This window comes from Enterococcus hulanensis (genome assembly GCF_005405485.1).
Lineage (GTDB): Bacteria > Bacillota > Bacilli > Lactobacillales > Enterococcaceae > Enterococcus_A > Enterococcus_A hulanensis.
In genome coordinates, this window is record NZ_BJED01000003.1 from 78,045 (window position 1) to 90,605 (window position 12,561).

A 12,561-nucleotide genomic window follows, 5' to 3' on the forward strand; every position below is an offset into this window, starting at 1 on the left:
AGAATCGTTAGTGGTTCCAAGTCGTTCCGCTTTTTTACGACAAAGTGGAAATTTAATTACTTTTTTTGAGAAACTGCTGGCGAAACTTTTGCGGCGACATGCCAAATTTATTGCGAAAAACGTTGTAAAACGTCTTATTCGTCGCAAAGCCATTATTCAACCCAATTTCCAAAATCGTTTTATCAGTGTCCCGCATTTCCTTGTAGGCGGCATCTAATCGAATAGAATTGAGGTATTCAGTAAAGGTGATTCCCATAAATTTTTTGTAGAAACGCGAAAAATACGACGGATTATAATTAAATATTTTTGCTACCTCTTCGATCATCAAATTTTGCGTGTGATGATCTTGAATATATTGGTTGACCACTTTCATTTTCTCCAAGTACTTAAAGGATTTGATCTCGTAAATATTGGCACTAGAAAATGTATTACTTTCGCAAAGAATGGCTAACAATTCATAAATCTTCGCTTTCACGTACAAATGATTGACTAAATCGGCCGAAGAAAAATTCTGATAGATGAACAGCAAACAAGCCAGCGCCTCTGAGTATTGCTGATCGGGGATCGCCTTGAACAAAAACTGCTTGAGATACTGCTCCTCGGTGATTCTTTGCAGATATTCCAAAGGAAACTGGATCACTAAACACTCGCCTAAAACCGGACTTCTCGTTGAATGAACATGATTCGAATTGATAATAATGAATTCCTGCGCCTTTAAATGATAGGTTTGTCCTGCGAAAATGACCTCCAGTTCACCAGAAAAGCAAAAAAGCAGCTCTAAGCTTTCATGCCAATGGGGTGGAATCAGACGGTCGGATGATTTTGAATGAAACGAAAAGATTTTATACGGGTAATTATCTGTTGGTGAGATTTTTTCATACTTCATATTCCTACCTCGCTTTTCCAAATTTTATTACTTGTAACGTACCCAATCCGCTAAAATTAAGCAAAAGAAAAACTCAAGGAGCAACCAATTTGGTTTTTTCCTTGAGCTTTTAATTTTAATCGATTATCAAGATATTACAATCGAAGCTGCGCTTAAATATTCAAAATCCCTTTGATCTTACGGAAGGACACGCTGTAGATGATCAGCTGATAAATGAGTATCAAGCCAAGCAGGGCGCTGTCCATCATTAGCGCGCGAGTTTCATTGCTGGTGATTTGTCCGTCATTCACTCCAAAGATCAGTAACGTAAAGGCATAAATCATGAGCGCTGCCACAAGTGTAGGAACAACGAATAATTTATTTAATTGATTGATCACACATTTGCGAATGTAGCGATTGTTCGCGCCTAAACGTTTCAAGTCTTCAAACAGCTGCTGATTGGTCAAACCAATCGTAATACTTCTCGTATAAGAGATTACTCCGACAGCTGCTAGACAAATGATCGCAACATAAATGAAGACTAAGAAATAGACCGCTGTGGTTTGAAAGAAGGTGTTTTGCACCAAAATCTTCATCATGGGATAATACTTCCAATACTCCATTAGATCATGATTTTCCACTGTAAGTTTCATTTTCTCGCCATAATCGTAGCGCTGATTTTCAGTTAATGCTTTTGATTCTTGATAGGCATCATAATTTTTTTGGACCGCCATTTTTGGTGACGCTTTTGAAAGAAACACTTGATACAGTTCTTGAGCAAAGGGATACGACACCTCCACATCTGCCACATTGAAGAGAATCTGTTTTATTTGGTGCTTTGCATTTAACTGACTGGTGATTTTATGATAATCCTGATCATTCAAAATATATCGCGAATTGCCGTTATTGATCAATTGCTGAGAAACGATGGTACCGGCAAACTTTAGCGCTGTCTTTTGTTTGGTCACTGGATTCGTTACTTGATCCATATCGCTATCTTTTTCAAAAAAGCTTTCTGTCGCTTCTTTTCCTTTGATCTTGTAATATGTTCCTTCTGGTACCACCAGCTTTTGCTTCATTTCTTGATTGAAGGTCGTCGCGTCGATAAAATCGGCTAAGCGATAATCTGGGATGTATTCTTCTTTTAACTTGCCGTCATCTGTCCAGTCCCGTTCAACACCGCTGATTATAAGCTCTGAAAAGATGATTTCTTGATATCCTTTGATTTTAACATCGTGTTTTTTCGCGAGTCGGTAGATAGCTGCTTGATCCACCTCATCTTCTGAAAGCTGGTAATGCAATGTATAATCAGCAGGTGATTCTAAAACAGATTGCCTTGAATTGGCTAGCTGCGGCGGGTAAAAACTGGCAAAGATGCTGGCAGCCAGCAATAAAGCGACAATACTCATATTGCGAACCGTTTGACGTCCTTGAAATTTCATCATATTTGCAGCGATCAAATGATTATAATACTGCTGCGGATTACGGCCGCGTTTGTTTTTCATAATCGTATAGGTCATGATCCGATAAATTCCCACTAAAGAAAGCAAATAGGTTAAATTCCAGAGGGCGGGAAGCTGAAAGCCCATGTGGCCTACAACGGTCCTTCCAACAAAGCCTAAAAGGACACCTGCAGCTAACAGGACAACACCCGAAACCCCATACTTAGTAGTGACAGGGCGCAATGGCTCACTCGTTTGCTGATGGTATAAAATCTCCATCATATCTGTTCGACGAACAAAACGATACAGCTGGAACAAAACTAAAATCATCGAAACAAGGCCAAATGCAGCTCCGATGGCAACACCGGTAAATGATAACCCTAAAGTCATGTCGCCAAGATTCGACAACACCAGTTGAAAAATCCGCCAAATCAGAAAAGCTAAACCAATCCCGAATAAAACTCCGCTGACAATGCAAGCCAGCATTAATTGCAGCAGCTCGATCGTTAGTTTTTTGGCTAAATAATTCTTTTTGGCCCCTAAGGCTAAAAAGACTCCCGTTTCACGGCTTTTATATTTCAAAAACAAGCCTGCTGAGTAGACGATAAAAATCAGACACCCGGCCAGTGCGATCGCAAAGATCATCATGACTTGCTTCCGACTGTCTCCTCCGACTGGCAGCGTCTGCTGGACGAGTGTACTATACAGCATCACCGCATAGGAAGTGATTAATAGCACCGAAAAAGTCATGCAGAACACAAATTGCAGATAATTGCGCTGATTGTATTTCCGCAGCTTCTTTAATAAATCAGACATGGATAGCTTCATCAGGATTGCCCTCCAATTCTTTTAATATTTGGAGCAATTCATCAAAGAATTGTTGTCTGGTACCCTTTCTTACCAGCTCGGTAAAAATCGTACCGTCCTTCATAACCAATACGCGATCACAATAGCTCGCTGAAAAGGTATCGTGGGTCACCATGAAGATCGTTGCTCCTAATGTACGTTTGGCTTCGATAAAGGCTTCGATCACAGTATCACGAGATTTACTATCAAGATTTCCGGTCGGTTCATCGGCTAATAAGATCAGCGGGTCATTCATCAACGCTCTGGCTACTGCCGTCCGCTGTTTTTGTCCGCCAGAGATTTCCACCGGATATTTGTTGGCAATCGAATCGATCCCAAATAATTGGAGCAGCTTCGTCACCTTCTGTTCCATCGGACGATACGGTGCTTGCGTGATTACTTTAGGGACACAGACATTTTCAAAGATCGTCAATCCATCCAGCAGCATAAAATCCTGAAAAACAAAGCCTAGCTTCTTATTGCGTACCTCAGCCATCGCTTCTTCATCCAAATTCGCCAACAAAGTATCATCTAAACGAATCTCCCCTTTTTCATAGGGAATAAAACAGGAAATACAGTTTAATAAGGTCGTTTTCCCGCTTCCTGACGGTCCCATTACCGCTACAAATTCACTTTCATCGATGGTAAAGGTCACGTCCTTCAACACGTCATACTGGACCCTGCCAGTATGAAAACTTTTGTATAAATGATCCACAGTTAACATTTTTCTTCCTCCTATTTCACAGAGCTGACACTCTTGTTTGCTATACCCTTATTCTAAGAAAATCGATCGCTTTTACCTATGAGTCATTTTGTAAACTTTGACGCTTTTTATGTCATTTTTGGTTATCTTTTAATGATATAATGATGAAAAATGGAGGGTTGTGAAATGTTAAAGGTTGTTTGTTGTGATGATGAAAAAGAAATGCGCAAAGCATTGATAAAAATAATTGAGCCGGCCTTGCAGCTGCAAGGACTTGACTATCAGGTTAGTGAGTTTTCTTCGGGGGAAGAATTACTTAGCAGCAGCCGGCAAGAAGCCATTGATCTGCTTTTTTTAGATATTGAAATGAACACTTTGGATGGCATCGAAACAGCCAAGCGGCTGCGAAAAATCAATCAGCATGCGGTGATCGTCTTTATCACAGCTTTTGCTGATTTTGTCTTTCAAGGATATGAAGTGAAAGCCTTGAATTACCTATTGAAGCCTTATGGCGAGGAAAAGATTATTGAGGTTTTACATAAAGCCCTAGATGAGCTGGAGACGGCCCAGCCTAAATATTTTGTCGTCGAGCAAAAAGCCGGCATCACTAAAATAGCGCTGAAGGATATCTGCTATTTCACCAGTGACCGCCGCATGCTTACAGTAGTAACCGTCAAAGATTCCTGCACCTTTTATGGAAAGCTGAGCGAGCTCCGGCTGCCTGATCACTTTCTCAGAATTCACAATCGCTTTTTAGTCAATTTGAACTATGTGGATCAAGTCGAGTCCGCTTTTCTTTATTGCAATCGGGAACAATTACCCATCAGCAGGAAATACCGTCAGTCGCTGATGGTCAGCTTTGCTAAGAACATGTTAGGGTAGGTGGTCGAATGATTATAATTAAAATTCTCGTTAATCAGGGGACTGCTTTACTTGGATCGTATTTTCTTTATCAGCTGATCGCGACATTTATTCCTGTTAAAGAAAATCAGTTCCTTCAATTACTACTTTTTTTTATAAACTTTATTGCCATATCGTTGCCTATTTATCCCAATGATGCGACAAATGTATGCTTTATCTTTCTGTTTTTTTCGGCCGCTTTTCTATTGTTTTTAAAAGGCCCCGTCATACACAAAATTTCTTTAGTGCTGTCTTTATATCCCTTTATTGTGGCATTGAACTTTTTATTGGAAGACATCGGAATGAGGATTTGGCTGGCTGGAGGAAAAATGCTGGCTTTGGATTATTTTCTGCATGGAACAGCGCATTTGCTGCGGGGCTTGATTTGGTACGGCATGTATCGCTTTTTCAGCTATTCATTGCCTTATGCAAAAACGCAGATCCCAGCTAAGTTCTGGCTGATCCTTGATTTTATCTGCTTGACGCCGCTAATTGCCATGATCAGCTTGATTATCTTTACCCCGTCAGATGCACGAATGATCTATCCGGCTGCTTTTGCTTGTATTCTGACCAGCATCTGCAGTTTGTATATGACCGGTCACATCGCGAAAAGCTTTCGCTACAAATTAGAAAATCAAAGTTTGCAAATGCAAAAGGAGTATTATCAGGAATTAGAAGGGAATCAAAAACAGCTGCGGAAAATTCATCATGATATGAATAATCACTTTAGTGTCATGCTCAATTTGATGCGGGAAGAACAGCCGGAGCAGGCCGAGGAATATTTAGCAAATTTAACAAAACAGCATAGCCTCGCTAATCATATTTTTTGTAAAAATAGTATCGTCAATGCCGTTTTGAATGCCAAATATCAAATGATGCAGGATTATCAAATCAAGTGTTCGATGCAGTTAGACATTGATACGCTGATAACGATCGATGATATTAGTCTCTGTTCATTGTTTGGCAACACGCTGGATAATGCTATTGATGCCGCAAAGGACGCGGCGAAAAAGGAGATTACCTTAAAGGCTAGATACTATAACGGTTTTTTCAGCTATGAGATCAAGAATACGAAGATTAAAAAAATCCAGAAAAAAGGAAATCGTTTTTTCTCTACCAAGGAACAGCCGGACGAGCACGGCATTGGGCTGCAAGCCGTTAAATCAATTGTTGAAAGCTATGACGGCACCTTGGATATCACCTATGATGACAAACGATTTTCCGTAGTTGTCTTAATCAGCGATATTTAAAAAGCGAAGTGGCACCTAGTAAACTAGGTCACTTCGCTTTTTTTGCTTATAGTAATTCTTTTCTTAATGTCGCATCATCGACCGGTGATAAGTATTTGGGTGCGATATCCAATACGGTAAAGGCACCGTATTGTTTTTCTGCTGCCAAGCGAGCACATGCTCTGGCATAAGCAACTAATACACTGGCAGTAAATTCAGGATTGCTTTCTAGTTGAAGATTGTATTCGATCACTTGCTTCGTGTTCTCATGAGTTTTCCCTGTCCGTAAGACCGTTCCGCCGTGAGGCATTGCACGGTGATCGCGCTTCAGTTCTGCTGCTGAAATAAAATGAACGATCGTATCGTATTCATCAAAGTAATTCGGCATCGTCACGATTTCTTCTTTGATCGCCGCTTCATCAGCGTCTGCTTCTAAGACCACGAAACACTCCCGCAAATGTTTGTCTCGAGTCGTCAATTCCAGCTTTTCACCGGCTTTTAATTTCTCGATAACTTCACTTTTAGGGATCGTATATTGGATCGCGTCGGCAACGCCTTTGATTCTTCTCAAGGCATCAGAGTGCCCTTGGCTGACACCTTTGCCCCAGAAAGTATAGGTCTCGCCTTCTGGTAAAATACTTTGAGCATACAAACGATTCAAGCTGAACAAGCCGGGGTCCCAGCCTGTCGAGATCACTGAAACAGTTTGACTTTCTTTCGCCGCCTGATCGACATTGGCGAAATGTTCAGGAATTTTCGCATGGGTATCAAAGCTGTCGATCGTATTGAAGTTTTTCGTAATCGCTGGTGTTTGGACAGGCAAGTCGGTCGCCGAACCGCCACATAAAATACAAACATCGATTTTGCCTTTTTGTGCTTCCAGCTCATCTAACGTATAGACTGAAGCGCCATCGGTCTGCACGGTCGCTGGATCTCTTCTTGAGAATACTCCGACTAGTTCCATATCTGCATTCTGCTTCAACGCTCGTTCCACACCGCGCCCTAAGTTTCCATATCCGACAATTGCTATTTTGATCATTCGTTGTCCTCCTAATCCTATTTATTAGAATTATACTATAAATAGAAGATCAGCATTAGAAAAATCTCATTCCGTAAAAAGGAAGCTGCTTTAAGAACCTCTCAAGTACTTTAAACTAAATCATATTTAAGCAAGCTGTCAACGGCAGTCAGCACCGCATCCTCTTTGGTTCCGATCGGTTTCCAGCCCAAAACCTCTCTGGCTTTCGCGTTGCTGACATTGCGGTTCATCTCAGCCATGAATTGCCCTTCTTTCGCTGTCGCATTAAAGTGAGAGGCTAGTTTCAGCAGCCCATTAGGCATTGTTCTTTTTGAAACCTGTTCAGCTAATTGCGGACGTTCTTTCCGTATTAAGGCCGCGATCTCCGGCATCGAGATCATTCCGTCCGTCGAGGCAATGAAACGCTGTCCGGCGGCGGCTGGTGTGGTCATTGCTCGAATGTGCAGATCAACAACATCCCGGACATCGACAACGTTCAATTGGATATTCGGAATCATCTTCATCGAACCGCTGGCGATCCCTTTCAATAAATCAAAGCTGCCGGAAACATGGCTGTCTAGTGATGGTCCAAAAATCGCCACGGGATTGATCGTCGCAAATTCCAGGCCGTTCCCTTCTGTTGCGATAAACTTCCAAGCCGCTTTTTCGGCTAATAGTTTTGATTTTTCATACGCGGAAAGACCCTTGGCATTTTCATCCGTCCAATCCTTTTCGGTAGTAACGGTCTGCCAGTCCTGATTAGTAAAACCCACCGCGCCGAAATTCGAAGTCATTACGACCCGTTTCACCTTTGTACGAGTCGCTGCTTTTAAGATGCGGATGATTCCTTCGATCGCAGGCCGAATCACTTCTGTTTCATCCTTGGGAATCTCAAAGAACACAGGTGAGGCAACACTTAGTACATAATCACGATCTGCCATCGCCGCCTCCCAATTATCATCCTTTGAAAGATCCGCTTCGATAAATGAAAGCCGATCAAGATTCGATACCCCATTATTCCGCAAGGTAGTAAGCACCTTGTCTTTGCTTTTCAATGAACGCACCGTTGTCCGAACATCGTAGCCTTTGTTTAATAATTGCAAGAGCATTTGCATGCCTAAAAAGCCTGTGCCGCCTGTTACTAATACTTTGTCTGTCATCATTGAAGACCTCCATCAATTTTTACCTACTTTAAACCCTGAACCATGGTTTATGGCAAGAGAATTGACCAAAAAAGTTTTGACTGTCATTTTACTAAAGTAAGAAAGGCTTCGCGAACTCGCTCAGCTTTTGAGCAATAAGACCAAAATATTTCTAAATTGCTTCTCAAATTTCGAAATATTTTTGCTTATTGCCGATAAAGCTAGTTCGTGAAGCCAGACATGGATATACCCGCTACAAAGCGATTTATTCATGTTGAAATTCTATACTTTCTTTATAGTCAAAAAACCAAGAAACGGATGACTGCGTGCAATCCATTTCTTGGTTTTTAATTGATAAATCAGCTAGAAATTCTCATTCAGACATTTTTCAACATCGACCTTATTATTTTTACATTGCACCCCTTTTAAAACAAAGTCTTCGTTATACTCACCAACGCTTCTCTCCGTATTGGTATGTCTCGCTTTATCCTCGGTAATATCATAAAGGTAATAATAGTATCGCTCAAACGGTTCCCCGTCAATCTCCTCATAATACTTATGCTTTACAGAAAACTGTACCATCGACTGGGTGTCCGGCAACGAAAAGACCTCATCGTCACTCTCTCCTTCTACCTGCACATCCATGTCATCTGTATCTAAGTGATAGTTTCCGCCTTTACTTGTAACTACCTTGATTTGTTCGGCACTTCCGTTTTCATTTTCAGAAATAAAAGCAATCAGATAGTTTTTCTCATGTTTCTCGCTGGCATAAAACCAGACAGTGTCATAGTCCTCAGAATTATTCTTATTGTATAGTTTCTGAAGCTTCCCCTTCATATCCATTGCACTACCCTTGTCCAATGAACTGCTTGTTTCCTGTGCTGCTGATGTTTGTTTGGTTGTACTTTCTTGATTCTGCTTTTCAGTGCTGTCGTTCTGACAGGCAGATAAAGAAAATACCGCTAAAACAAACAAAACCCCAATAAATTTTTTCATTTTCACTCCTCCTTTACTACTTCAAAGATAGCAGAACATGCGGGGCAATAAAAGCTTTCTTGATATATACGAACGAAAAAAACCGCAGGCAGCTTCCATAAAATGGCTGCTGCCTGCGGTTTATATCGTTTACAATAAATGATTGTCCTTCAACACATCACCGATATAGGTATCTTCCACTTTCTTAACGAAATGCTCCAGCACTTTTTTCTCAACGAATGGCAGATCCATTTCAGAAAGCTTCTTACGATCGCTCAAGTAATAAACTGAGTTGGCTAAGGTTCGAATGTCATACGCTGAAGCAAAGACTTCAGGCACACCGCGTTCGATGTCTAAGAAGGAATAGACAGCTTCCATCGCAGTCCGAACAGAATATTCAGTGGTGAAGACGGTATCTCGTTCCGTTTCGGCGAAGTTTCCGATGAAGGCCAAGTTTTCCGACCCGTTTGGAATTACTAATGGGCGGTCGCCTGGTTCCCGCAGCATGAAGTATGACGTGATAAACGGCATATAAACTGGGGTCACAACACAAGATTCTTCTGAGAATTTCTTAATGTCATCTTCTGGCACACCTAAGTGATACATCAATTCTTGTACGATCTCTTGCCCGCTGCATTGTTCAATCGGTTTCTTGATGTAGTTTCCGGGAGTATTAGACAATAAGCCATAGACCCAAGTGACGGTTTGCTGATCGTTTTGTTCCTTGAAATGCGGTTGGCGGTGGGTCGCAAAGCTCATTAACCAATTAGAGTCTTTGATGGTAATGATCCCGCCGGTCACGATTCTTCCGGTACGCAATTTCCGTTTGGTCAAGCGTGAAATATAAGGTTCGATATCAAAGTTTTCCCAAGTGACTGTTGCCGAAACAAACCAGCTTTCATCCGGTAAATTGTCGCAAAAGACTTCTGGATGACCGAATTCTGGTGATTGCTTCGCCAAGTTTTTCCATAGATTCCAGCTGCCGCCTAATTCATGAGTAATTGGCGCAGGTGTATGGTGATCGCCTTCTGTGGAACTTTCAGTGATCGAACCATTAGTAACAAAGACCAAATCGTTTTCTGTCAGTTCGATTTCTTCAGCTTTGCCTGAACGGGTCAGCAAGATTTTCTTCGCAACCTTTTTGTCAGGTGTTGCTTCGACTTGGATATTGTTGATCTTGGTTTCGTATTGGAAATCAACTCCGTGATCATTCAAAAATGACAACAATGGTTTTACTAATGAGTCATATTGATTGTAGCGGGTAAATTTCAAGGCGGTAAAGTCCGGCAAGCCTTTGATATGATGGATGAAACGCATTACGTAGCGGCGCATTTCAATCGCTGAATGCCATTTTTCAAAGGCAAACATCGAGCACCAGTACAGCCAAAAGTTGGATGCAAAGAATTCTTCGCCAAATACATCTTCGATCTTCTTGCCGATCAATTGATCCTCTGAGGTCATAAACAAATCGACTAATTCCTTTTGAGCTTTTTTCGACAAAGTAAAGTCGCCATCATCCTCTGCTCGTTCGCCGCGGTTATGAATGATCCGGCAATTTGATGAGTTGGGATCATCATGGTCCAACCAATAAAATTCATCCAAGACGGACGCATCTTCTACTTCCAATGACGGTACAGAGCGGAATAAATCCCATAAACATTCAAAATGATTTTCCATTTCACGTCCGCCGCGGGTCACAAAACCGTCGTGGGGAATGAATTTCCCATCCAAGGAGCCGCCGGATAAGGAAAGCTCTTCAAAAATGTGAATCCGGTCACCCTTCATTTGGCCATCTCTGATCAGAAAAACAGCAGCGGCTAATCCAGCCAATCCAGCACCAACAATATAAGCGCTCTTCTCATCAACGCCTGCTGGTTTTCTCGGCCTAGCAAAAGCTTCGTAATTTCCATTCGTATATCTCATGATGTTCCCTCCTCTAATAATCTAGTTTCAGCATACCAGCAGGGAATTTTTAATGAAAACAAGACGCTCTTGCGTTTTGGAAAAACTAGACTATTTCGCCAATTTGTCTAAAAAATCTGATCAATAACTCAAAAAAATCAGTCGAAATGAATTTTCTCCGCAAAAAATCACTCAAACACTTTTGACTAGTCGCGCTTCGCAAAAAGAAAACTAGCATTTCTATTTTTGCCCAGACTAAAGAAGCCTGATTGACTCAATTTTTTTTCAATCATGCAGTTTCTTGAATTGGTCAAAACAGCTACTTAACTATTTCCGTTTTTTCTTTTTCTTCTTTTTACCGCTCTGCTTGGCGGCTTCTCGTTGAAGGCGTCTGTTTTCCCGTTCCTTTTCTATCTGGGCCTCGCTTTTGCCATAGCGCATGTGAGAGGTATCTGGTTTTTTCGGCAAATCTAGCGGCTTATTCGTTTTTTTCTTCGCGGCGGGCTGTGCCTTTGCTTGATCTTTACTTTTATCTGAGGTCGACGGATTCACTGGTGAAGCGGATTCATTTCCGCTTGAGGTTTCAGCTTTTTTAGCCTTTTTTGCTGATGGGGCGCGGTTTCCGATCCGTTCTGTTGGCGATAATTCTTCTATCAAGGCTTTGTCATCATCAGATTTTTGATCAGCCGATAATATTTGACCTGTTTCATTTTTGACTGACGTGCTGTGAACAGACTGCTTTTGAGGATTTTCTTGTTGAGGTGTACTCTTTTCAGTATCATCTGTTGCTTCAGCGGCTGCCGCTTTCTTTTCCTTGCGGCTATTGTGAGCAGATGCGATAGTCATTCCCGGTGTTTTATAGCTGACATATTCAACAAATTTCCTCACTCCGGCATTTTCAAAAACCGTCAGGATCGATAAAGTCCGTAAAATATTCTCGGTCTGTTCTTCGTTTTTCGTTGGATCTGTATCAGGAATCGTCAATTTATGCTTTTTCCCGGCAGCGTCTTCAAAAACAGATTCCACATGATAAACAAGACCTTCTCTGCGATTATTGAGAGTGCCGTCTTTTCCTAAATAGTTATTATAGAAACGCGCTTCTTTGGTACTGTCGAAATAAGTTGACTCATTCTTGAACATTTTTTTGATGAGTTCTTTCCATTCGCCTCCGCTAAAGCAATGCTTGAAAAATGGACTGTATTGGCGCAGCGTATCATTCGGCTCTGAGGTAAGATAGATTTCTCGAGCCAACTCCTTTAGCTGCTCCGTAAAGATCCCTTGACTAAGAGCATTCCGCACAAGGATGGCTACCATATACTGAATCAATTGCTCAATATTTTTCGTCTGCTCGTAAAACATTTGTACTCGTTTGGTTAAACTCTCTTTTTTCATCAAAAATACCTGTCTTTGCCCTAATTTCACTGCCTCCATATTTTCAGTCCCCCACTTACAATTAATATTTTAAGAAATCGTTTTCTTTATTTTTTATAAACCTATGATACAAATTAAATAATGGTTTTGTAAATAGAAATAAAAATG

At 41.2% G+C, this 12,561-nt stretch carries 10 protein-coding genes; 2 read left to right on the top strand and 8 right to left on the bottom strand.

The genetic code is table 11. The annotated features are described in order from the left end of the window. Positions 1–52: 52 nt before the first annotated feature. The 3 genes from FFR60_RS04335 to FFR60_RS04345 form a co-directional block, all read right to left on the bottom strand. A complete protein-coding gene (locus tag FFR60_RS04335) occupies positions 53–886 on the bottom strand; it encodes a helix-turn-helix transcriptional regulator (protein WP_137663195.1) in 834 nt (277 codons plus the stop codon). A 152-nt stretch (positions 887–1,038) separates the two neighbouring features. Further along, entirely contained in the window at positions 1,039–3,135 is a 2,097-nt protein-coding gene (locus FFR60_RS04340) for an FtsX-like permease family protein (protein ID WP_137663196.1), read from the bottom strand. After that, entirely contained in the window at positions 3,116–3,877 is a 762-nt protein-coding gene (locus FFR60_RS04345; protein ID WP_137663197.1) for an ABC transporter ATP-binding protein, read from the bottom strand. Before FFR60_RS04345 ends, FFR60_RS04340 begins: the two co-directional genes overlap by 20 nt. A gap of 165 nt (positions 3,878–4,042) precedes the next feature. Here FFR60_RS04345 and FFR60_RS04350 point away from each other — a divergent pair, with 165 nt between their 5' ends. After that, entirely contained in the window at positions 4,043–4,738 is a 696-nt protein-coding gene (locus FFR60_RS04350) for a LytR/AlgR family response regulator transcription factor (RefSeq protein WP_137663198.1), read from the top strand. 8 nt (positions 4,739–4,746) lie between these two features. Next, on the top strand, positions 4,747–6,006 hold the full coding sequence (locus tag FFR60_RS04355) for a sensor histidine kinase (protein WP_137663199.1): 1,260 nt from the start codon (positions 4,747–4,749) through the stop codon (positions 6,004–6,006). A gap of 46 nt (positions 6,007–6,052) precedes the next feature. On the opposite strand, the gene FFR60_RS04360 is transcribed toward FFR60_RS04355, so the two are convergent. The 5 genes from FFR60_RS04360 to FFR60_RS04380 form a co-directional block, all read right to left on the bottom strand. Beyond that, complete coding sequence (locus FFR60_RS04360) at positions 6,053–7,024, bottom strand: diaminopimelate dehydrogenase (RefSeq protein ID WP_137663200.1); 972 nt, start codon at positions 7,022–7,024, stop codon at positions 6,053–6,055. A gap of 110 nt (positions 7,025–7,134) precedes the next feature. Beyond that, positions 7,135–8,163, bottom strand: a complete 1,029-nt coding sequence (locus FFR60_RS04365) for an NAD-dependent epimerase/dehydratase family protein (RefSeq protein ID WP_137663332.1) — start codon at positions 8,161–8,163, stop codon at positions 7,135–7,137. 345 nt (positions 8,164–8,508) lie between these two features. Then, positions 8,509–9,141 (bottom strand): hypothetical protein, encoded by a 633-nt coding sequence (locus FFR60_RS04370; RefSeq protein WP_137663201.1) that lies wholly within the window; start codon positions 9,139–9,141, stop codon positions 8,509–8,511. Between the two features lie 129 nt (positions 9,142–9,270). Continuing rightward, positions 9,271–11,043, bottom strand: a complete 1,773-nt coding sequence (locus FFR60_RS04375; RefSeq protein WP_137663202.1) for an oleate hydratase — start codon at positions 11,041–11,043, stop codon at positions 9,271–9,273. 306 nt (positions 11,044–11,349) lie between these two features. Continuing rightward, positions 11,350–12,453, bottom strand: a complete 1,104-nt coding sequence (locus FFR60_RS04380; RefSeq protein WP_137663203.1) for a hypothetical protein — start codon at positions 12,451–12,453, stop codon at positions 11,350–11,352. Positions 12,454–12,561 lie beyond the last annotated feature (108 nt).